This is a genomic window from Hymenobacter puniceus, from assembly GCF_014333525.1.
In the GTDB taxonomy this organism is placed as follows: domain Bacteria; phylum Bacteroidota; class Bacteroidia; order Cytophagales; family Hymenobacteraceae; genus Hymenobacter.
Map to the genome: position 1 here is coordinate 1104719 of NZ_JACSCX010000001.1, position 22323 is coordinate 1127041.

The 22323-nt window shown below is 59.7% G+C and carries 21 protein-coding genes; 14 read left to right on the forward strand and 7 right to left on the reverse strand.

Annotation, left to right across the window (positions count from 1 at the left end; all coding sequences use genetic code 11):
* Positions 1-2 precede the first annotated feature (2 nt).
* The 3 genes from H8B14_RS04820 to H8B14_RS04830 all read left to right on the forward strand — a co-directional run bounded on the left by H8B14_RS04820 (position 3) and on the right by H8B14_RS04830 (position 2994).
* A complete protein-coding gene (locus H8B14_RS04820) occupies positions 3-353 on the forward strand; it encodes an energy transducer TonB (protein ID WP_187314440.1) in 351 nt (116 codons plus the stop codon).
* A gap of 59 nt (positions 354-412) precedes the next feature.
* Positions 413-1969 (forward strand): hydroxymethylglutaryl-CoA reductase, encoded by a 1557-nt coding sequence (locus H8B14_RS04825; RefSeq protein WP_187314441.1) that lies wholly within the window; start codon positions 413-415, stop codon positions 1967-1969.
* A gap of 278 nt (positions 1970-2247) precedes the next feature.
* On the forward strand, positions 2248-2994 hold the full coding sequence (locus H8B14_RS04830) for a hypothetical protein (RefSeq protein WP_187314442.1): 747 nt from the start codon (positions 2248-2250) through the stop codon (positions 2992-2994).
* A 96-nt stretch (positions 2995-3090) separates the two neighbouring features.
* On the opposite strand, the gene H8B14_RS04835 is transcribed toward H8B14_RS04830, so the two are convergent.
* The 3 genes from H8B14_RS04835 to H8B14_RS04845 all read right to left on the reverse strand — a co-directional run bounded on the left by H8B14_RS04835 (position 3091) and on the right by H8B14_RS04845 (position 5606).
* Positions 3091-3615, reverse strand: a complete 525-nt coding sequence (locus H8B14_RS04835) for a hypothetical protein (protein WP_187314443.1) — start codon at positions 3613-3615, stop codon at positions 3091-3093.
* 80 nt (positions 3616-3695) lie between these two features.
* Entirely contained in the window at positions 3696-4142 is a 447-nt protein-coding gene (locus H8B14_RS04840; protein WP_187314444.1) for a hypothetical protein, read from the reverse strand.
* Between the two features lie 255 nt (positions 4143-4397).
* Positions 4398-5606 carry a homogentisate 1,2-dioxygenase gene (locus H8B14_RS04845; protein WP_187314445.1) on the reverse strand — a complete coding sequence of 403 codons (1209 nt, stop codon included), beginning with the start codon at positions 5604-5606 and terminating at the stop codon, positions 4398-4400.
* A gap of 225 nt (positions 5607-5831) precedes the next feature.
* On the opposite strand from H8B14_RS04845, the gene H8B14_RS04850 reads away from it, so the two are divergent.
* The gene (locus H8B14_RS04850; protein ID WP_187314446.1) at positions 5832-6830 is read left to right on the forward strand and encodes a transglutaminase-like domain-containing protein; all 999 of its coding nucleotides are present in this window, start codon (positions 5832-5834) and stop codon (positions 6828-6830) included.
* Between the two features lie 209 nt (positions 6831-7039).
* Here H8B14_RS04850 and H8B14_RS04855 read toward each other — a convergent pair whose 3' ends face one another.
* Complete coding sequence (locus tag H8B14_RS04855; protein ID WP_261989865.1) at positions 7040-8629, reverse strand: S41 family peptidase; 1590 nt, start codon at positions 8627-8629, stop codon at positions 7040-7042.
* 493 nt (positions 8630-9122) lie between these two features.
* Between H8B14_RS04855 and ruvX the strand changes: the two genes are divergently transcribed.
* Both ruvX and def read left to right on the forward strand, forming a co-directional pair.
* Complete coding sequence (gene ruvX, locus H8B14_RS04860; RefSeq protein ID WP_187314448.1) at positions 9123-9533, forward strand: Holliday junction resolvase RuvX; 411 nt, start codon at positions 9123-9125, stop codon at positions 9531-9533.
* On the forward strand, positions 9530-10129 hold the full coding sequence (def, locus tag H8B14_RS04865) for a peptide deformylase (protein ID WP_187314449.1): 600 nt from the start codon (positions 9530-9532) through the stop codon (positions 10127-10129). Before ruvX ends, def begins: the two co-directional genes overlap by 4 nt.
* A gap of 114 nt (positions 10130-10243) precedes the next feature.
* Here def and H8B14_RS04870 read toward each other — a convergent pair whose 3' ends face one another.
* Positions 10244-11332, reverse strand: a complete 1089-nt coding sequence (locus tag H8B14_RS04870; RefSeq protein ID WP_187314450.1) for a DUF5694 domain-containing protein — start codon at positions 11330-11332, stop codon at positions 10244-10246.
* A gap of 209 nt (positions 11333-11541) precedes the next feature.
* Between H8B14_RS04870 and H8B14_RS04875 the strand changes: the two genes are divergently transcribed.
* From H8B14_RS04875 to H8B14_RS04910, 8 genes are all read left to right on the forward strand, one after another.
* Positions 11542-12558 (forward strand): sensor histidine kinase, encoded by a 1017-nt coding sequence (locus H8B14_RS04875; protein ID WP_187314451.1) that lies wholly within the window; start codon positions 11542-11544, stop codon positions 12556-12558.
* Positions 12559-12669: 111 nt separating this feature from the next.
* A complete protein-coding gene (locus H8B14_RS04880; RefSeq protein ID WP_187314452.1) occupies positions 12670-13407 on the forward strand; it encodes a LytR/AlgR family response regulator transcription factor in 738 nt (245 codons plus the stop codon).
* A gap of 82 nt (positions 13408-13489) precedes the next feature.
* Complete coding sequence (locus tag H8B14_RS04885; RefSeq protein ID WP_187314453.1) at positions 13490-14461, forward strand: zinc dependent phospholipase C family protein; 972 nt, start codon at positions 13490-13492, stop codon at positions 14459-14461.
* 67 nt (positions 14462-14528) lie between these two features.
* The gene (locus H8B14_RS04890; RefSeq protein ID WP_187314454.1) at positions 14529-14900 is read left to right on the forward strand and encodes a DMT family protein; all 372 of its coding nucleotides are present in this window, start codon (positions 14529-14531) and stop codon (positions 14898-14900) included.
* A 79-nt stretch (positions 14901-14979) separates the two neighbouring features.
* Entirely contained in the window at positions 14980-15303 is a 324-nt protein-coding gene (locus tag H8B14_RS04895) for a CD225/dispanin family protein (protein WP_222840533.1), read from the forward strand.
* A 6-nt stretch (positions 15304-15309) separates the two neighbouring features.
* Complete coding sequence (locus H8B14_RS04900) at positions 15310-15723, forward strand: DUF2752 domain-containing protein (RefSeq protein WP_187314455.1); 414 nt, start codon at positions 15310-15312, stop codon at positions 15721-15723.
* Positions 15704-15937, forward strand: a complete 234-nt coding sequence (locus H8B14_RS04905; RefSeq protein WP_187314456.1) for a hypothetical protein — start codon at positions 15704-15706, stop codon at positions 15935-15937. Before H8B14_RS04900 ends, H8B14_RS04905 begins: the two co-directional genes overlap by 20 nt.
* A 118-nt stretch (positions 15938-16055) precedes the next feature.
* Positions 16056-18395, forward strand: a complete 2340-nt coding sequence (locus H8B14_RS04910) for a patatin-like phospholipase family protein (RefSeq protein WP_187314457.1) — start codon at positions 16056-16058, stop codon at positions 18393-18395.
* Between the two features lie 165 nt (positions 18396-18560).
* Here H8B14_RS04910 and H8B14_RS04915 read toward each other — a convergent pair whose 3' ends face one another.
* The gene (locus H8B14_RS04915; protein WP_187314458.1) at positions 18561-19301 is read right to left on the reverse strand and encodes an alpha/beta fold hydrolase; all 741 of its coding nucleotides are present in this window, start codon (positions 19299-19301) and stop codon (positions 18561-18563) included.
* Between the two features lie 219 nt (positions 19302-19520).
* Positions 19521-21959 carry a T9SS type A sorting domain-containing protein gene (locus H8B14_RS04920; protein ID WP_187314459.1) on the reverse strand — a complete coding sequence of 813 codons (2439 nt, stop codon included), beginning with the start codon at positions 21957-21959 and terminating at the stop codon, positions 19521-19523.
* Between the last annotated feature and the right edge of the window lie 364 nt (positions 21960-22323).

Genomic DNA, 22323 nt, shown 5'->3' on the forward strand with positions numbered 1-22323 from the left:
AAATGCCCGTATTGCAAGGCGGCGCCGATGCTTTGCGCTGCTTCCTCTACCAAAATACCCAACTCAGCCCGCTAAAGAATGACTACCCATCTGGGAAAGTGTTTGTTGGATTCATCATCGATACTACGGGGCAGGTACGAAAAGCGCGGATTCTGCAAGGCCTACACCCGGCCCTGGATGCCGAAGCCCTGCGGCTGGCGAACCTGCTGAGCGGACGCTTCACGCCCGGACAACACAACCAGCAGCGGGTTGCCGTTCCGTTCACTCTCCCGATTCCATTTCCGACAGTAGCTCCTGCTGGCAGAAAACAGCGGAAGCGCTGCGCCTCATCTTTTACTGCCAATACCCGTTGAGGTAAGCAAAACCTTCCTATTTTCCCCGACCCGATTCCTAACCCAACCGCGCCCGCTCTATGGTTTTCACGCCCAGCCCCATGCTTCTCAAGCTGCTTTACACCCGCGGCAGCCTGCACAATACGCCCGAAGGCGTGGCCTTCAGCATTAAAAACCGCCTCGACACGGTGCGCATCACCCGCATCGACCACGTGCAGCTGGATGGCGTGAAGATTGGCGTGGAGCAGATTGCGCTGGACCTGGGTGAAGGCGACGTACGGCCCGCCACCGTCTTCAACGCCGACAGCGCCGGCTTCACGCTGCCCGTCGGCCAGGCTGCCACCTTCCACCTCGCCACCGAGCACCTGAAAGAAGGCTTGCACACGGTGCAGGTGCAGTTTGCCGCCGACCCCTTCGGCGACCTGAACGTGGAGGTGGAAGACGCCATTGCCGCCCAGCCCGACAAGCGCACCCGCATTCCGCGCTCCGACCAGGACGACTACTCCGACGATGCCATCCGGGCGCGGCAGCAGTTCGCCGAGGAGTTTTCGGGGCAGGAGTTCCAGCACCTCAAGCACTACTCCTTCGATGCCCACGACCTGCAGGGCAACTGCGAGCATTTCACGGGCGTGGCCCAGATTCCGGTGGGGCTGGCTGGGCCGCTGCGCGTAAACGGGGAGCATGCCGACGGCGAGTTTTTGATTCCGATGGCTACCACCGAAGGCACCCTGGTAGCCAGCTACAACCGTGGCATTCAGCTGCTCAACCTCTGCGGCGGCGTGAAGTGCACCGTCATTGGCGACGCCATGCAGCGGGCCCCGGTGTTCGTGTTCGATGATGCCCGCGGCGCGCGCGACTTCGGCAAGTGGGTGGAAGAGAATATCGACCAGATCCGGCCCGAGGCGGAAAGCACCTCCCGCGTGGCCAAGCTGCAGTACATCGATACCTATCTGAGCAATAAGTTCGCCTTCCTGCGCTTCAACTACAGCACGGGCGACGCGGCAGGCCAGAACATGGTGGGCCGCGCCACATTTGCCGCCTGCTCCTGGATTCTGGAAAACTACAAGGGCGCGCCCATCCGCCACTTCTACCTGGAGTCCAACTTTGCCACCGACAAAAAAGCCTCCCAGATTAACGTGATGCGCACCCGCGGCAAGCGCGTGGTGGCGGAGGCCGTCATCAAGCGCGACATTCTGCAGCAGCGAATGCGCGTGACGCCCGAGCAGCTGGCCTACCACGGGCAGGTCAGCAACGTGGGGGCTTTTTTATCGGGAGCCAACAACAACGGCGCCCACTCTGCCAACGGCATTACGGCCCTGTTCATTGCCACCGGCCAGGACGTGGCCAACGTGTCGGAATCCTCGGCCGGCGTGCTCTATTCCGAAGTCACGCCCGAAGGCGACCTGTACATCAGCATCACCATCCCGAGCCTGATTGTGGCCACGCACGGCGGTGGCACCGGTTTGGCCACCCAAAACGAGTGCCTGCGCATGCTGAACTGCGTGGGCCGCGGCACCGTGAATAAATTCGCCGAAATAGTGGCCGGTGTGGTGCTGGCCGGTGAGCTAAGCTTAGGCTCTGCCATCAGCAGCTCCGATTGGGTAAGCAGCCACGAACAGTACGGCCGCAACCGGTAGCGGCAAGGTGCTGGCGCCTTATCTGGGTGATGTCCAAAAAGTCGTTTAAAGCCTACTGAACGTCATGCTGAGCGAAGGCGCAGCCGCAGTCGAAGCATCTCTACCGCTTCGCTGCAATGGTAACCTAAGGAAGCGGCAGAGATGCTTCGGCAAGCTCAGCATGACCGTTTTGTAGTTTTCAGACACAACATAGTAGCCATGCGCCCTAATCATTCATTTTAGTGAAATCCGACTCTATTTCTCAAGCAGTTACTTTCGGGGCCGTGGCTTATTCAGCCATGAAACGCCTTGCCAGCCTGCTCGTTATACTGCCGCTTGGTACTGGCTTGTGCCAGGCCCAGGCCGGCATGAACTCCTACGACATGGCCGACATCACGCGCGGCCGGCCTACCTCCACACGCAACCTCAACCAGAGCAGCGCCGACAAGGAAGCCGCCATTGCGGGCACGCCCATCCTTGGCTACCTCAACCAGGGCTGGAATGTCGGCACCTTGCAAACGCTGGATGCCCAGCCCGGCCCGGTAGCCGGTCTGCGCTATAACCTAAAGCTGCAGTGGCTGGAAGTGCAGGATGCCACCGTGCCGGGAGGCGTGCGGGTGTATCCAGCGGGCAGCCTGAAAGGCTTCACACTGGTACCGGCCGCCGGCCAGACCCCGCGGGTTTTTCTCGACTACAAGTACCGTAGCACCGGCAGCGGCTCGGGCCGGGGCTATCTGGAGGAGCTAAACCACGTCGGCGACCTGCGCCTGCTGGTGCGCCACACCTTTGAGGAGCGCCCCGAGGAGATAAACCCGGCTCTGAATACGGTAGTGCGGCCAGCCCAGCAGATGCAGGCTTCCAGCCTGTTCTACACCGCTCCTAGCCAGCCTGGCCTAGCTCAGCAACTGCAGCTAGACCGCCGAAGCGTGTTGCGTATGTGCCACAACCACGCGCCGAAGCTGGAAGCCTACGCGAAAGAAAAGAACCTCGATTACACCAACCTGAATCATGTACTGCAGATGGTAGAGTTCTGCAACCTGCAGTAGCAAAACGGTTGAATAGCTGATACAAGCAATTTTGCTCCATCAAAAAAGCCGCCGCTATCCAGATAGCGGCGGCTTTTTTGATGGGGCTGCGGAATGCTACAGCGGGTCGGCAGTTACCTTGAACTTGGAATCGGAGCGGAGTGTGAGCTCCCGCGCTACGTTGCCACGCAGCGTCACCTCGGTGTAGAGCGTGTAGCTGGGGGCTTTCAGGTACTTGTCGAGCTTGGTGTTGCTGGACTGTAGCTCGATGCTGGAAACACCCATCGGAACGTTGTCAAGCGCAGCCAGCGGCACTTTGTCGTTTTGGTCGGTGCCGATGGAAATTTTGATGCTCCGCAGAAAGTTGAAGTTTTCGGCAGCAGGATCGGTGATGGTAAGCGTCAGCTTGGTCAGGCTCACGTCCTTTACCAGGTCGGCGCTGGTATTGTTGTTTTTGAAATTCTCCTGTGAGCGTGCCGGCACGGCTATCGGAGAAATGAAAGGAGGCGTCACCAAGCCGCTGGCCGGAATCTTGATGTTCTGCGAATCCGAGATTTCGAAGGTCAACAACTCATTTACCTTCTTGCAGCCGGAGCCAACCAGCAGTGCCAACAGGGGCAATAGAAACAGTACTTTTTTCATGGCAGTTGAATTTTACCCCGAAGATACAAAACCATCCACTAATCAGGTAAGTGGCCAGCAACCTGATTAGCAGGAGCCAGTCAAGGGTTTCGTGCCTGTACCTGATAGCGAAGCTGCAATTGCAGGCGGGCTACTGTTTGCCCTGGCTGCCGCATTTCCAGCTGAGGTGTCAGGAAGTACTGGTCAGAACGCAAGTAGTTGAGCAGCGAGGCATTGGTTGGCGTCAGCGTGAGGGTAGTAGCTCCCAAAGGCACATCCGGAAGCGTAGCCAGCACCATCCGGTCGTTGCCCTGCTTGGAGGTAATGTACCAAGTCAACTGCCGCAGAAAATCGAAATTCTGGCCCGCGGGCGCCTGTATTGTTAGGGTTGCGCCGCTAAGCGTGGCTTGCTGCAGCTGATCCAGCGTGGTTTTGTTGCGTCGGCAGGAATCCGCCGCCGCCGAGTACACCCGTGTGGTAGGCATAAAAACCGTCAGGGGCCCCGATGTAGGCGCATTCACGTCCATCACCGCGGCCCAGGTATCCACTACCTCAAAGGCAACTGTTGCCTCCCTTTCTTCCTTTTCACAGCTAAAACAAAGGGCCACTGCCAGTAGCATCCCCAGAAAATTCAACAAGCGCATACGAGTAGCTAAATCGGTAAGACTCCTAGCAAAAGTAGGATGAGCCCACGCTGGAGCGCTTGACCTAAATCAAGAAAAAACGAACGGGGCCAACCGGTTTTCTCAGCCAGCCCCGTCCACTAAATCCGTGCAATCCGTCTAATCCGAAGAAATCCGTGCTCAGTCCATCATGTCGGCCGACCGCGGCGGGTCGGGCACGAAGCCGGGCTGCCAGCTCATGGGGTAGCGCGGGTCCACGTAGGGCAGCGCGGCCTCAGTGAGGTAGAGCGGGCGGAATGTATCCACCATTACGGCCAGCTCGTGGGTTTCCTTTTTGCCGAGGCTGGCTTCCACAGTGCCGGGGTGCGGCCCATGCGGAATGCCGCTGGGGTGCCACGTAAACGAGGCCAGATCCACGCCCTTACGCGACATGAAGTTGCCGGCCACATAGTACAGCACCTCGTCGGAATCGACATTGGAGTGGTTGTAGGGCGCCGGAATGCTCAACGGATGGTAGTCGAAGAGGCGCGGCACAAACGAGCAGATGACAAAGTTGTTGGCCTCGAAATGCTGGTGCACCGGCGGCGGCTGGTGCAGGCGGCCCGTAATCGGCTCAAAATCGTGGATGCTGGTGGCATAGGGATAGAAGTAGCCGTCCCAGCCCACCACGTCGAAGGGCGAGTGACCGTAGGTGAGGTGGTGCAGCTGGCCTTCCTTCTTGATCTTGACCAGGTACTCACCCGACTCCTGCACGTCGTCGGTAATCAGCTCGCTCGGCGGCCGGATGTCCCGCTCGCAGTAGGGCGAGTGTTCCAGCAGCTGCCCGAAGTGGTTGCGGTAGCGGCGGCACGTTTCCACGGGGCTGAACGACTCGATAATCAGCAGCCGCACCGGCCCATCTTCGAAGTGCAGCTGGTGGATGATGGTGCGCGGAATAACGATATAGTCGCCGGGCTCGAAGGCCACCTTGCCCATCTGGCTCCACAACTCGCCGCGGCCTTCGTGCACGAAAATCACCTCGTCGGCCAAGGCGTTTTTGTAGTAGTACTGCATCCGCTTCTCGGTGGGGTTGCAGATGCTCATGGTCACGTCAGCGTTGCCGAGCAGGGTCTGGCGGGCCTGCAGGTAGTCGCCGCCAGTGCTCACCTGGCCGAGGGTGCGCAGGTGGCTGGGCTCCAGCGGCCGGTCCTTCAGCAGCTTAGGGCTGTAGGGCTCGGGCGTGCCTACCTTCTGGATTTCGGTGGGCGGATGCTGGTGGTAGAGCAGCGACGAAACGCCGTGGAAGCCCAGCGTGCCCACCAGCTGCTCGGCGTAGAGCGTGCCGTCGGGCTGGCGGAACTGGGTGTGGCGCTTGCGCGGAATCTGGCCGAGGCGGTGGTAGTAAGCCATTGCGAAACGGACGTTGGGTGGGTGGGAAGTATGGGGAGGTGAAGGTAAGAAGGTTTGGCGGCACCCACGCAGCCCGGGGCCCCACCAGAAAACGGCCAGCTTTAACTGCGCAAACCCCAAACGTTAGGCTGCGGCACTGGTTCGGGCCGCCGGCTGCCGAAACGGAATGACCTACCTTTGTGTTAGCACTATCCAGGCGGCCGTTGCCGCTGTTTTCTGTTCTTTATGCGCTCTGTTTTTATACGCTGCCTGCTGCCCGCCGGTGTTGCTTTGCTGGCGGCCGGCCCCACGTCGGCGCCCCGCACCCGCACCTTCACCTTCGAGTACACGGCCACCGTGCCCGCCCTGCCCGCCACCGCCGACTCGCTGGAGCTGTGGCTGCCCGTACCCCACCCCGACGCCTCACAGGAGCTGCGCAACCTGAAAATCAGCACGTCCGCACCCTACACGCTTACCAAGGCGCCGTTCGGCAATACCATGCTACACCTGAAAGTGCCCGCTGCCCAAGCTGCCGGTCTTACGGTAGCTATGCGTTTCGAGGCCACCCGGCGCGAGCATCAGAATCCCTATTTAGCTGGCGTAGCCCCCAAGAAAGCACGCGCCGCCGATGCCGCCGACCCTAACATGGCCCGCTGGCTCCAACCCGACCGCCTCGTGCCCCTCGACGATAAAATCAAGGTGTGGGCCCACGAAGTAGTGGCAAAAGCCGGCGCCAAAACCGACCTCGAAAAAGCCCGCGCCATCTACGAGCACGTCGTCAGCACTGTCACCTACGACAAATCCGGGCAGGGCTGGGGCCGCGGCGACATCTACTACGCCTGCGACGCCCGCCGCGGCAACTGCACCGACTTCCACGCCGTGTTCATCGGCTACTGCCGGGCCGTGGGTATTCCGGCGCGCTTCAGCATCGGGTTTCCGCTGCCCGCCGAGCGCGGCACCGGCGAAATCAAGGGCTACCACTGCTGGGCTGAGTTCTACACCACCCAGACCGGCTGGGTGCCCGTCGATGCATCCGAAGCCGCCAAAGACCCCAGCCGCCGCGCCTACTTCTTTGGCGCCCACGACGAAAACCGTGTGGAGTTCAGCCGCGGCCGAGACCTGGCCCTCACCCCCCGCCAGCAAAGCCAGCCGCTCAACTACTTCATCTATCCTTACGCTGAGCTGGGTGGTAAGCCTTTCGAAGGCGTGAAGCGCGAGTTCCGCTACCAGGATCAGGCGAAGTAACAATAGCCGTGTAGTAAGAACGTCATGCCGAGGCGCAATTGAAGCAGCTAGCCTGAGTGGCCAATGATGCTACCATACTGGCGAGATGCTTCGGCTGCGCCTCGGCATGACGTTCTTATTCAATGCTCTTACCTACCCTTCAAATCAAAACGGCCGGAGTCCCCACCCCGGCCGCTTCGCAGTATAGATTTCCCCTAATTGTAATGTACTTATTTCATGGACAGCTTTTGCATGGGATTGGCCGAACCATCAGCCATAGCCTGCACTGCCTGCTTCACCTCTGCATCCTGCTCACGCAAGCTGGCATAGTAAGCGGGCTTACCATACGCACTACGAGCAATATACGCTTTTAGTTGATTGCGAAGCAGTTCGGCGCAGCGACGCAGGTGCGTGGGGTTGGCCGGCATGCCATCCTTGGCTGCCACTTCGGCTAGTTCCTGGAGTTGCGCATCACTGATGCGGAAGGTGGCCAGGTATTGCTCGGGGCGCAACGCCTCCAGCTCTGCTTTGTGGCTCTGGAAGTAATTCAGCGCAAATTCGCGCACCAGATTGTGGCTCTGCAGGCGGGTGTAGTAGGCTGAAAACGCCGTGGTGTCGCGCGGTACAAACAGGTCGGGCATGATGCCGCCGCCGCCGTACACGGTGCGGCCGTGCACCGTTTTGTAGCGCAGCGAATCCGCAAAATGGATGCTGTCGGCGTGGAATAGCTCACCGTGGCGCAACCGGTTCTGCAAATCCTGCTCGTAAGCGGCCAGCCCATGGCTATACGATTTCTGGATGCTGCGGCCTGAAGGCGTGTAGTAGCGCGCAATGGTCAGGCGTAGCTCCGAGCCGTCGTTGAGGGCAATGGGCTGCTGCACCAGGCCCTTGCCGAAGGTGCGGCGGCCCACCACCAGCGCCCGGTCGTGGTCCTGTAGAGCACCGGCTACCACTTCGGCGGCCGAGGCCGAGCCTTCATCCACGAGCACTACTAGCGGGCCTTCCTCAAACTCGCCCAGCACCCGCGAATAGGTTTGAGTGTCGTACTGGTCGCCCTTGCCGTCTGTGTACACGATTTTTCGGGTGCCGCCGATGAACTCGTCGGCCAGCTTGGTGGCGCGGTCGAGGTAGCCGCCGGGATTGCCGCGCAAGTCCAGCACGAGGCCGGTCATGCCCTGGCGGCGCAGGTCGCCGAGCGCCTGCTTAAATTCGTCGTAGGTGCCGCTGGCGAAGCGGCTGATTTTGATGTAGCCGGTGGTAGCATCGAGCAGGTAAGCCACGTCCACCGAGTTGTTGGGGATTCGGTTGCGCACCAAGGCCACATTCAGGGGCTTGGCCACGGTGCGGCGGCGCAACTGCAGCACTACCTTGGAGCCCCGCGGGCCACGCAGCTTCTGAAACATCTGGTCGGTGCTGATATGCACACCCGATACCCGCTCGCCGTTCACGGCCAGAATTTTGTCGCCGGCCTGCAGGCCCGACTGCTCGGCGGGCCCGCCGCTGAGCGGTGCCACCACCGTTACGGTGTCATGGAAGATATTGAACTCCACGCCTACCCCGTCGAAGTCGCTCTGCAGAAAAGCTGAAGCCTGCTGCTGCTGCTTGGCCGGGATAAACACCGAGTGCGGGTCGAGCCGCTCCAGCATGCGCGCAATGGCGTAGTCGGAAAGCGCCTCGGCGTCTACAGAGTCCACATAGTCGCGGTCCACGTAGCTCAGAATTTCCTTGAACTTCAGATAGCCGCGCGCTGTGCCATCGGGGTTCTGGTCGGAGGGCCGAAACGGGTTGGCGCCCAGCAGCACGCCGCATATCAACGCCAAAGCCAGCAGAAACGGCTGCCGTGACCGGCGCCGTACAATAGGCACTTCGGGTGCTGAAAAAAGCACTGGCTTAAGCGGAGGCTTGACTGCCATAAGGCGCTGAGAGAGTAGAGGTTTGGGCTATAGAAACTACTTCTGGGTATGGACAGGATTTCAAATCTATTGAAACTTTTCCAAGAAAATCAGCTGCTACATGCAGCCATATGAATTATCCGATAACAGTACAATTTCTTCTTTATTTAGCGCAATATATTCCCATTTTAGGTTGATTTCAGTGCAAATTCAAGTTTGATGTCTTTGCTTCTAAACGAAGGTATGTTTGTGATTATATGAAGATTAAATCTTTCGCTCAATTGTACGAAATACTCGATGAGCCGGATTGACGATGCGCTGGGTAGCTAGTGGGCAGCAAGCCGGTTCCGGCAGCCTGTCGTATCTTTGCAAGGCTGGCAACAGGTGTTGTCGGCTGCGTACTTTCTCCACTGTCTTCGTGATGGGCCGTATTCTTGCCATCGACTATGGCCACAAGCGCGTAGGGCTAGCCGTCACGGACCCGCTCCAGTTGATTGCCACCCCACTGGATACCATCCACAGCAAGGATTTGCTGGCTTACCTGAAAGCTTACCACCTGCGTGAGCCGCTGGCAGCGCTGGTGGTGGGCATGCCGCGCACGCTGCTCAACGAGGCCACCGACAGCACCAGTGCTGTAGTAGGCCTGCTGCGTACGCTACGCCGTGAGCTGCCCGAGGTGCCGGTGCACGAAATCGACGAGCGCTACACCTCGCGCATGGCGCACGCAGCCATGCTGGCCGGCGGACTGGGCAAGAAAGACCGCCGCGACAAAGCCACCGTAGACAAGGTGGCGGCTACCCTCATTCTGCAATCTTTCCTCGAATCCCGATGATTTACCCTATAGTTGCGTTCGGCGACCCGGTGCTGAAGGCCCGCGCCAAAGACATTCCGGCCGACATGCCAGCCGCTGACCTCAAGCAGATCGTGCAGGATATGTACGACACCATGTACCACGCCCACGGCGTTGGGTTGGCCGCGCCACAGGTTGGCAAAGGCATCCGGCTGTTCGTCATCGACTCGGAACCCATGATTTACTCGGAGGACGAGGAAACCGGCGAACCGCTGCCCGACGCGGAATTGGCCGTGAAGCGCGCCTTCATCAACCCCCAGATGGTGAGTGAGACCGGCGAGGAATGGGGCTTTGAGGAAGGCTGCCTGAGCATTCCGGGCGTGCGCGAAATGGTGTACCGCCATGAAACCATTGTGATTCGCTACGAAGACGAGCAGCGCCAGGTGCACGAGGAAACCTTCTCGGGCATGACGGCCCGCGTGATTCAGCACGAGTACGACCATCTGGAAGGTGTGCTGTTCACCGACAAGATTTCGGGCTTTAAGAAGCAGCTCATCAAAGGCAAACTCTCCCGCATCACGAAGGGTGATGTGAGTGCCGACTACCGCATGCGGTTCGTGGGCCAGGGCCGGCGGTAGAACATACGAACCTGAATACGCAAAAGGCCCACGGCATAGCGCTGTGGGCCTTTTGCGTATTCAGGTTCGTATGTTCCGGGCAACGCTATGCGAAGCAAAATCTTTGTCCTACTGCTACGGCAGGTCGTTGAAGCTGAGCACTTTCACGCCGGGAGTTTCGCGGAGCAGCTGGCTTAGCAGTTGGCCGTGCGAGGCCCCGACGGCCACTACCACCCGGCGGGCACCCTGCTGGCGGGCCAGGCGCACCACGTTGGCGCACATGCCCTGGTTACGCAGCAGCCATTGCGCTTTCATACCTTTCACTTCTTCGGTAGGGAAGCCGGGCGCGCCGTACAGGGCCACTCCGCCGTAGAAATTGACGGGCTCATCTACCTGGGCATAGGCGGGCGCATTGAGGGCCTGATAGATGGCCAGCGGGGTGTTAGTGGCGGGTCCGTAGTTTTCGTAAGCGGCGTTGGCGGCTTTCATGCGGCGCCAGGTAGCGGCTTCCGCCGACGTGGAATCGACTTTGATGCGGGCCTGCAGGGCTGCTACCTGCTCAGCGGCCTGCCCCCAGGCAGTGCTCCAGGCAATATCGTAAAGCTGGCAGTCCATGGGGTACACCTGCGCGTGCTTCAGCTCATAGGCCAGTGGAAAGTAGATCTTGTGGTACTCGCTGGTGGTCCGCACGAGCCGGCGCTGCCGCAACGAGTCGGAGCCGCCGAATACAGTGTTGAAGTAGGCTAGCTCCTGCGTGCCGAAGCGGGGCTTCATTTCCTGGTGAAGAAGGTAGAGTTGGTACTCGGCATTAGCTCGGTCGAAGCCAAGCACGTAGCTGCGCGCCAGGTCCATGCGGGTTTTGTGGTAGTAGGGGAAACCGGCCAGCGCCTGCCGGGCTTTTTCCATCTGGTGCGGAGCCAACGGCCGGGCTTTGGGGCTGCGCTGCTGCACGAACCGTTGGCGAGGCATGAACATCCGGGAAGCGTAGTTGTCGGCGGGCAGCTGCTGAAGCTCCGTGGCCGAGGTGTACTCGCCGAAAATCATATCGGGCTTGTAGGCTTTCAGCTTCTCGACAATGGGCCGGTAGTTGGCTGCGGGGCCGGAATTGACGTGCGAGGAAGCCACCACCACCACTTCGAGCGGTGCAACAGATTGGGAACGGGCGGCCAGGGGCAGCACCAGCAGCAGGCAAAACAGCAGGTAGCGGAGCGGGGAAAGCAGCATAACGAAAGAGAAAGGGAGTTGAGGCGGTAGAACTGATTCAAAGGTGCAGGCCCGGACGCCCGGCCGGAACTTTATTATCTCAACCACCCAAAACCAGCTGCCAACTCCCAACCAGCCCACCTAAGGCCCGCCAGCCCGATTCACAGGCTGAACTGGCGGGTTCACATAATAAACTGCGTCTGCCGGGCTGCTCCTGCTACTTTTAGGACATGACGAAACGCCAAACCATCGGGCTGCACCTGCTCTGCTGGACGCTGTGGGCCGGCTACATCGGCCTGGGCCTCTACTTTGATAAGGCCAAGCCGGAGCGAGCCATCCTCACGGGCACCATCCTGCTGGCCGAGTGCGTGGAGTTTTACCTGGGCTATCTGTGGGTGTTTCCGCGCTACCTGCGGCGCGGCAAACTGCCGCAACTGCTGCTGGGCGTAGCCGGCATCATGGCCACGTTCATTGCGTTGCGCTATCTGCTGGAACAGGTGCTGCTGCCCGCCACGTTGGGTTTCGGCAACTACAGTTCCGACACGCCGGCCAGCGCGTACGTGCTGGAAAATCTGTACTGGGGCACCTCGTACATCGTGCTGAGCGCGGCTGTGTGGGGGCTGGAAAACGCGTTTCGGCGGGAACGGGAGCACCAGCAGCTACAGCAGGAGAAAACCCGGGCCGAGCTGGCCTTCCTCAAAACCCAGATCAACCCGCACTTCCTCTACAACACGCTCAATTACCTCTACGCCGAAGCCTATCTGGTGTCGGAGCCGCTGGCCGACGCGGTGCTGCGCCTCTCCGACCTGATGCGCTACATGCTCACGGAAAGCCCCGACGGCACGGCCAATCTGCAGCATGAGGTGGATTACCTGCACAACTATCTGGCGCTGCACCGGTTGCGGTTCGAGGACCGGTTCTTTGTGGAGATGGACGTGCAGGGCCCGCTTGATGGGCAGCGGGTAGCGGCGCTGCTGCTGATTCCGTTCGTGGAAAACGCCCTCAAGCATGGCGTCACCAGCCGGCCCGAGTGCCCGGTGCGCATCAGTTTGCGCCTGCTGGCGCCCCGACAGCTGCAGTTTGAGGTGCACAACCACATCAGCCAACACCAGAAAGACCATACCACCGGCATCGGGCTGGCCAATATCCGGCGGCGGCTGGAGTTGCTCTACCCCGGCCGGCACCGGCTGGAAATCCGGAACGACGGCACCACGCACCACACCCGGCTGGAGCTGGAACTGGGCTGAAATCCTGGATATTTTCTGACGACGGGCCCTGCAAAAGGCACGGAGGAAAGCGTGGAGGGCGCAGCGCGGTTCTGCCGGCTATATTGCAGCTTCCACCTGCTGCCCGCCGCTATGCTCCGCTGTATTGCCGTTGATGACGAAGCCTACGCCAGCCGGCTGCTGGCCGCTTACATTCAGAAAATTCCGGGCCTGGAGCTGGCCGGCACCACCACAAACCCCATTGAGGCGCTGCAATGGGTGCAGGAAGGCCGCGCCGACCTCGTGTTCCTGGACATTCAGATGCCTGAACTGACGGGCCTGCAATTCCTGCGTCTGTGCGGCAGCCGCTGCAAAGTCATCCTCACCACCGCCTACCCCGAATATGCGCTGGAAGGCTACGAGCACGACGTAATCGACTACCTGCTCAAGCCCATTGCCTTCGACCGGTTTCTGCGGGCCGTGCAGAAAGCCCAGGCCTTGCTGGCGCCGCAGCTGCCGGCCGTGGCGGCCACGCCACTGTCCGTAGCTGCGGCACCAACGGCTCCGGCCAATGACTACCTGTTCGTAAAAGGTGAAAGCAAGAACAAGTTTCTGCGCGTTAGCCACGCCGACATTCTCTATGCCGAAGCCCTGGGAAACTATGTGACGCTCTTCGTGGCGGGCCAGCGCCTCACTACCTACCAGACGCTGAAGGAACTGGCCGCGCAGCTGCCGCAGCCCCCGTTTCTGCGCGTGCATAAGTCGTTTTTGGTGTCGGTGGACAAAATCAGCATGATAGACAGCAACACGGTGTACATCGGCGAGCAGGCCATTCCGGTGGGCGAAACCTACCGCGAAAGTCTGTACCGGCTGGTGCGGGAACGGGAGTAAGGCCAGCCGCTATGGCCAGCAGTTGCCGCACTCAGGAACTCCGTGTATCTTCCTCGCTCTATCCGCTGTATTCCAGATGCCTATGCCCCGTCTTCTACTGTTGCTTGGTTTGTTACTCCTACTGCCGCAGCAGCCCCAGGCGTGGGGATTTTTCGGGCACCGGCTGCTCAACCGACTGGCGGTGTTCACGCTGCCGCCCGAAATGATGGGCTTCTACAAAACCAACATTGAGTACCTGACCACCAACGCCACCCGGCCCGACTCGCGCCGCTCAGTGGTGCCCGGCGAGGCGGCCCGCCACTTCCTCGACGTGGACGTGTATGGCGACTCGGCGCTAACCAAACTACCCCGCTCCTACGCCGACGCGGTAGCCAAGTACGGCGAAGACTCGCTGATGAAGCACGGCATCGTACCCTGGCAGGTGGTGCGGATGAAAGGCCAGCTCACCGAAGCCTTCCGCCAGCGCGACGCCGACCGGATTCTGAGCCTTTCGGCCGACATGGGGCACTACATTGCCGATGCCTGCGTGCCACTGCACACCACCCACAACTACAATGGCCAGCTGACCGGGCAGCGCGGCATCCATGGGCTGTGGGAGTCGCGGCTCCCCGAAATTCTGGCTGCCAACTACGATTTTTTCACTGGCCCGGCCCCGTATCTGGAGCGCCCTTCCGAAACCATCTGGGCCGTGGTGGCCCGCTCCAATGCGGCCGTCGATTCGGTGCTGCGCTTCGAGCAGGACCTGACGACCAAGATGCCCGACGACAAGAAATACGGCTTCGAGGAGCGCGGCAACGCCGGGGCCGTGCGCGTGTACTCGCGCGAATTCAGTGGCGAGTACCACCAGCGTCTCGCGGGCCAGGTGGAGCGCCAGATGCGCCTGGCCCAGCGCCTGATTGGGGCGTTCTGGTACACGTGCTGGGTGGATGCCGGCCAGCCCGACCTTGATGCCTTGCCCAAGCAGCCCTCCGACAAAGAGCAGTTGCGCCTGGCTCGCGAAGCTAAAGACCTGCAGCAGGCGCCCCAGGCCGCCATACCCGGCCACGAAGACTAAGGCCCGAACAGATAGCCAACGGGCTGGCATCCGTCGTATGCAGGCTGTTTTCCTTTAGCCTCGCCTCATGAAAGCCCTGTCCACCGTTGTGCTGCTCACCATCTCTAACCTATTCATGACCTTCGCCTGGTACGGGCACCTAGAGTTCAAAAAGATTTCGTGGCTGCAAGGCCTGGGCCTAGTGGGCGTGATTCTGGTAAGCTGGGGGCTGGCCTTTTTCGAGTACGTGTTTCAGGTGCCGGCCAACCGCATCGGGTTCGAGGAAAACGGCGGGCCGTTCAACCTGTTTCAACTGAAGGTGATTCAGGAGTTCATTTCGCTGTCGGTGTTCACGCTGTGCGCCGTGTACGTGTTCAAAACCGATAAGCTGGGCTGGAACCACTTTGTAGGGTTCGGGCTGCTGCTAGCAGCCGTGTACTTCATCTTTAAGAAGTGGTAAAGGACAGTGTTGGGAGTTGGGTATTGATAGCGGAATCTTTAGCTTTCCGCCGTTTATCACTCTACCCTACTTTTCCTGTATGGAACAATCCTACTCTTCGCCTTCAGGCGTGCCCCCAATGCCACCTACCGGACCACCACCTAAGAACTGGCTGGTCGAGTCGATTCTGGTGACGATTTTCTGTTGCCTGCCATTCGGTATCGTAGCCATCATCAACGCCGCCAACGTGAATTCACGCCTGGCTCTTGGCGACTACAACGGGGCGCTGGATGCGTCGCAGAAAGCCGGCAAGTGGGTGAAATATTCGCTTATCGGGTGGGCGGTTTTTGCCGTGCTCTACGTAATATTTGTGGTGGTAATGGGCGTGGGCGCTGGCATGCTAGGTGCGCTCAACGACCGATAAACGGCTTTGTCAACTACCATTGCTAAGCGGAGGGCCGCTGGCGCCATTGTCCTGCTGGTAGGGCTGGCGCTGGCGGCCCTCTATTTTCGCCTGAATCCGGCGCACTACCCGTTTCCGCGGTGTCCGGTAAACTGGTTGACGGGTCTGCACTGTCCCGGCTGCGGCACGCAGCGCGCACTGCACGCTTTGTTGCACGGCCGTTTGACCGAAGCCGTGAGCTTCAACCTGCTGGCCGCCACGCTGGCGCCGCTGGTGGTGCTGGGGCTGCTACACGAAGCCCGGCTGCAGCTGAGCGGGCAGCCGCGCCACTACACATTACTCTACCGGCCGTGGCTGGGCTGGAGCATCATGGCTTTGACAGTGGTGTTCACGGTGCTGCGCAACCTGCCCGGCCCGGTGGGTGCCTGGCTGGCCCCCTGACCAGCAAGAAGCTATTCACTACTCTTTAGCCCACAGCCTCGGCGACCTGTCGCGCCTCACGGCGGCGTATTACCAGGCCGATGTGCTGAGCGAAGGCGCCGGCCTGGGTTTGTGGCTGAGCAGCCGCATTCTGGAATTGCACGGCAGCGCGCTGCAACTAGCAGAAGATGAGGGCGTTTTTGCCGCTCGATTTACACTGATCAGCAGCAAATAATAGGCATTCCTTATTTTCTATTCGTGTGCTTTGTGCGGAACTCCGCCCTGGCAGCAACTTGCCCTTCTACTTTGCGTACGAAACGCGCCGCCCCAGCTTGGGCCTCACTTAATTTCGTATGCGCAAAACCTACCGTTTTCTACATTTTTTACTGTTGAGCTGCCTGTGCGCAGTTACCACTGCCCAAGCCCAGAAAGTGGGTTTGGTACTCTCGGGCGGCGGCGCCAAGGGCCTGGCCCACGTGGGCGTGCTGAAGGTGCTGGAGAAGAACCGCATTCCCATCGACTACATTGTGGGCACGAGCATGGGCGCTATTGTAGGGGCCATGTATGCTGCTGGCTACTCGCCCGCCGAAATCGAGGAAATTGTGCTCAAGCCGGAGTTCCAGAACTGGGTGTCGGGGGAGCCGCTGGAAGGCAAGGTGTACAACTATTACGATGGCGACTACAACCCCGCCGCCCTGCACCTGCGCCTGGCCGTCGACTCGACCCTGAAGGCGCGCGTAACGCCCAAGCTCGTAGACGACGTGACCCTCAACTACGTGCTGGCTACCATGCTGGCCCCGGCCGGCGCCATTTCCGGCTACGATTTTAATAAGCTGCTGGTGCCTTACCGCAGTGTGGCTTCCGAGGTATTCACGCGCGAGCGGGTGGTGCAGCGCAGTGGCTCCCTGTCGGATGCGGTGCGCAATTCTATGGCTTTTCCGCTGGCATTCCGCCCCATCCGGCAGCAGGACGGCCGCTACCTTTTCGATGGCGCCGTGGTAGACAACTTCCCGACCGGCGTGATGCGCGAGGAATTCAAGCCGGATGTGATGATCGGGGTGAATGTGGGCGACGTAGCGTTCAACAAATACCCGCATAAGAAAGACGACGCGCTACTCACCAGCACCCTACTGTTTCTGGGTTCCAACGTAGCCGACACGGCCTCAGTGGGCCGTAACGGCATCTTCATCCAGCCCAACTTGGAAGGCATTACAGCTGCCGACTTCAACAAGGTGAAGCAGCTGCTCAGCCTGGGCGAGCAAGCTACCCAAAACAAGCTGGACTTGCTGCTGAGCCGTATTGCACGCCGCGAAGACACACTGGCGCTGCAGCAGCGCCGCCGCGCTTTCCAGGAGCGGGCTCCCAAACCCGATTTCAAGCAGGTGACGGTGCAGGGAGTACCCAAGCAGCAGCAGGAGTTTGTGCGCCGCTTTTTCCAGCGGACTGGCTCCACGTACTCACCAGGTGATGTGGAGGAAGGCTACTACCGCCTCGTCAACAACGACTTTTTCAACAATGTGTATCCCCGGGTGCGCTACAACAGCCAGCTGCAGGGCTATGAGCTCAACCTCGATGCCCGCCAGAACTCCAACCTTACCACCGACTTAGGCGTGTTGCTCTCGTCGCGGTCCATGAGCAATTTCTACTTAGGGGCCGCCTACCGCTACCTCAACCGCTACCTCTACACCATTAAGGCCAACGCTACTATCGGGCGCTTCTACAACGGGGCGCAGGGGTCGTTCCGGGTGAGTATTCCTGGCCGGGCGCCGCTCTACTTCGAGCCCACCGTCACGTTCAACAACTTCAACTACCAGGACACGGGCGGCCTGCTGGGTAGCTCGGCCCAGAACACGCAGCTGCAGCAGCGCGACCTGAAAACCTACCTGCAGATCGGCTACAGCCCCAACTACCGCAGCCGCTATATCCTGAGCGGGGGGGTATTCACGAGCCGCGACCGGTTCGCCAATACCAACGAAATCAGCTCGGGCGCCGAGCTGGACCAGAACCGGCTGGATGGTTTTACGGGCGCGCTGCAGTTTCAGCGCAACTCTCTGAACCGCCGGCAATACGCCGTGAGTGGCCGCCGGGCTGACTTTGGCTTCCGGGGAGTGCTGGCCGAAGAAGACTACTCGCCGGGCTCCACGGCCAACGGCCTGCAAGGCCGCACCAAAGACCACCAGTGGGTGCAGGGCCGCATGTACACCGAGCAGTACTTCACGTTTCACAAGGTTGATTCGGTGGGGCAGCGCGTGCATGCCTGGGGCTACACCCTCGATGCCGTAGTTACTACGCAGGGCAGCTTCGCCACTTACCGCTCGTCGCTGACGTCGGCGCCGGCCTTCCTGCCTTTGCCCGACTCGCGCACGCAGTTTCTGGACCGGTACCGCGGCACGGCGTACGCCGCCGTGGGTTTGAAGTATATTAAGGCCATTGTGGGCTCTCTGGAATGGCGCACCGAGGCCTATGTACATACACTGTTCCGGCCCTGGGAGCGGGAGAACGACAACCCGCTACTACCGCGGCGCGGCTCCACCATCAGCCGCCCCTACCTGACGGCCATGACCGGGCTGGTGTATCAAACGCCCGTTGGGCCGGCGTCTTTGCAGGTCATTCACTACGATGATTCCAACCGCAAATTCGGCGTCTTTGCGCATATCGGCTACGTGCTGTTCCGCGAGCGGGCCCTGGATTAACGGGGTAGCAAAACAATGGCTATGACGCTATAAAACGTCATTCCAAGCGGAGCGAGGAATCTCGCGTGCTAACGTTGGATTACTACTCCTGCGTCAGCACGCGAGATTCCTCGCTCCGCTCGGAATGACGTTCTGCTTTTACTGCTACTGCGCCGCTCTACTCCATTAGTGCACTTTCTCGCCGAAGGCTCGTAGCAGCGCCGCTACTTCATCGGGGGCCTCGTAGGGCAGCAAATGACCGGCGCCGGCTATTATTTCCAGCGGAGTGCCTTCGGGTAGCAGCGGTAGCGTTTCCAGCCCATGCACCGACGGCGACATTACCGCGTCCTGGTCGCCGGCGAGTAGGGCACAAGGCACCTGCACTTCGCACATACGGTTCGCCAGGTTTTCGCGGCTGCCGTGTAGCAGCCAAGCATCCCAGGCGGCTTTAGAGCTGCGTAGGTTGTCCTCGATGACTTGCTGGCGTAGGGCGGGGGCCAGCGGCCGGGCCGTGATATGCTGGAGCGTCTGCTCGGCAGTGGCCTGCTTGCCCCAGGCATGCAGGCTGGCTTTGCGGTCGGCATCGGTCATGGGCTCGGGCGTAGGCGGCGACGGACTGAGCAAGGCCACTCCTCGCAAGCCGGCCGGCTGCCGGGCCGCCAGCGCCAGCGCAATTTTGCCGCCCATGCTGTGGCCTACCAGCACATACTGCTGCAGGTGCTGCGCGGCCACGAAAGCGGCCACCTCCTCGGCGTAGGCATCCACGGTATAGCCGCCGGCCGGGGCTGCAGCCCCCCCGAAGCCACCCAGGTCGGGTGCCAGCACGGCGAAGTCGGGGGTCAGAAGTTCGGAAACAGCCTGAAATGCCCGGCCAGAACCCGCCCAGTAGTGCAGGTAAACAAACGTGAGAGAATCAGGAGTTGGCATAAGGAAGTGCTACCGATAGCAAGTGAATACACTGACTGCTTTGCCCCTGTATACTCTCGGCTGGTTTTCGTGTTGCTAAGATTTTGTATTTGCTCCAGCCTCCCAACACATCTGGCAAGCTGTGTAAAAGGCAAAAAAAATACCCGGCACCAACAGGGCCGGGTATTTTCTGCAGCGCATTACCGTGCTGTAGCAGCTACGCTAGTTAGTGGCGCTTAACTACTTGGTGAGCACCAGCTGACGGATAGTATACTCCGAACCGGACTGCACGCGCAGCACATACATGCCGGTAGCCAGGCCCGACAGGTCGAGCTTGTTTTCCGCATTGTCGCGGACGGTGGTGGTGTGCACTACCTGGCCGAGGGCGTTGGTGATTTGCACCTGCATGGCACCTTTGGCTTTGGCGTCACGGATATCCAGCGTTACCTGGCCCTGGCTTGGGTTCGGGAACATAGAGATAGAGCGGGCCAGCGCTGGGCTGTTGGTAGACAGTACGCGCGAGCTGAAGCCTACTTCAATACCAAGACGCGTCTGAAGTGTCGTTGTATTTACATCTGTCCAAGCGCCTGTAGCGCTGGTCTGGAAGTAGAAAGTACCAGAGCGAAGTGGGTTTTCTACTTGGTAGCCAATGCCAACACCACCCGAAACCTCTTTCAATCCCACGAAGAACGTACCGTTAACGGTGACACCAGTTATTGGCACCGTCACGACACCCGCCGTCGTTGGGCGGTTAAGGGTTGGTGAAGTGAAAATTACTGCACCGGGAGTGCCTGTAGCGCTGGCGTTCAGTACCACCACCTGATAAGTTGAGGTGGTAGTGGCATTGGCTAGGAAGCTCAGCTTCACCTCGCCAATGTTAGCCGACGAGTTGATATTATACTTTACAGCCAACGTACCGCCAGGATTAGTGCTGGAAACGGCAACGCTAGCAGTAACAGGCTGGCTATCGTCAAGGTAGGAAATGCTATTAGCCGTTACCAACTGTGCAAAAGCCTGCGTGTTATTGGTATTCAAACCATCAGGCTGCAGCGTTACCGTGAGCGTATTAGCACCAATAGCTCTTGGCGTATAGGCCGTGAACGTCACGATGGCCGAACCGCCTACAGCAATGGCCGGGACGATTTTAGCATCTACGAAAGTGTTGGCCCCTGTTACGTTCAGCGTTACTGGCACATTGACAAGGGCAGCAGCCCCGGTATTGCGAATTACAGCTTGTACTACCTGCGGGGCAGAAACCGGCGCTTTGCCTACAGAATAAATAGCCTGTACCGCGGCATCATTCGCTGGAATAGAAACGGCGCAGATGCCGAACTGACCGGTAGGTGTAGTGCCGAAGCTCCACACACGGGCGTAAATGGTAGAGCCAGGCGTCAGGCCGCTGGCCGTAGTGGTGGAAAAGAAGTTGCTGGCAGTGGCGTCGTCGCTGCAGGCCACTTCCGTGAGCGTACCGCAAGTGCCCGTGTACAGTACCAAGCCAGTGTCGTTTACCGGCGAACCAGTAACGGCGTTGGTGGTAACCGTAACGGCACCTGAAGCAGGCACCAGAATGCTGTACCACACATCATTGTTGACCGGCGTGGTAGCCGTGAAACAGCCTGTGCCCGTGCTAGAGCTTGGCGCCGGCACCCCGGTAGAGGCGGTGGCACCCAGGTTGGTGGTGGTAGTAGGCGTGCAGCTGGTTCCAACCGTCAGGGCCGTAGCGGTAGCACAGTTGTCGTTAGCCGGAGCCACAATGCTAGTGCTGAACGAAGCCGTTGCTACCGGTGACGTAGTGCTGCCGGCGCAGTTGCCCGTGATGGTCACGGTGTAAGCGGTGCCGGAGGTCAGGCCCGTGAGGCTAATAGGCGAAGCCGTAGGAGCCGGCGTAACGGTAGTGGCCGTACCGCCCGCAGGCGTATACGTGACGGTGTAGCTGGTGCTGGCCGCACCGGGCGTGAAGGAAATCTGGGCCGAGGTAGGCGTGATGTTGCTCACTGTAACGCCCGTCACGGGTGGGCAGGACAGCGGCGTCAGGCCTGTAAGCTGAATGTTGGGCCGCAACAGGCTAAGTGCGCCGTTTGCCGTTGGAGCGGTGTTGTCCGTTGCCCACAGCTGGGTGCGGTTGTTGCCGGTGCCGGTAGAAGAATAGCGGAAGGCCTTGCCGGTGCTGGTTTCGTTGCCGCCACCAGTGGCGTTGGTTTCCACAATTACTTCCAGGTTGGAAGTACCGTTGTAGGCGAAAGGAGCCGACAGCGGTACACTCACCCAGGTATCCGGCGTGAAGGAAGCCGCCGGAATGGTGGCGTCATATACCAGCGTGGCGCCGGTTTCCTCGGCCGCTACTGTGGTAGCCGTGGCAAACGTGGCATTAGTAACGGTTTTGAGGTAGATTTTGGTGGGCGTAGCACCGGGCGTCGACACTGAACTCACATAAAAGCCAATGCGCGTAAGGTTGCCGCTGGTACCAATTTCGGCAGCTGTGTAAATCATGGCGCTGCGCTCGTAGCCAAACCATGAGCCCAATGGCCGCCGGGAACTGCCCCCGTTGGGGTTGCCAGCCGGCACTTCAATCTGGGCCCAGGCAGCGGGCGCCAACAAGAGGGCGGTAGCTAATGCTGCCAGCCGCGGCCGCAGTTTTCCAGAAAGCCAGCCGGTTGAGGAGTAATGAGTTACTGTCATGCAGAAAAGGGAAAAAGAGGTGAATGAAAAGAAAAGTATGTTGAATCCGACGAAACAGGCAGTGTGCCTCAATGACGATTTAAGTTAACCGCTTTTCTCTGAGTATCAATTTTTTTCCTTTATTATCATATACCAATAATTTTCGTCCCTGTCTTCGTGCACCAGTACTGTGCTTCAACTGCCCACTACCATTCGCAGTATCCAGTGCATTCACACATAGACAGTTATATTATCTACAGGCTGTATCTGAAAATCCGATTGCAATTCATTGAGCGTCATGCTGAGCTTGTCGAAGCATCTCTCCCGCTTCGTTAAGATTACCACTGCGGTAGAGATGCTTCGACAAGCTCAGCATGACCGTTTC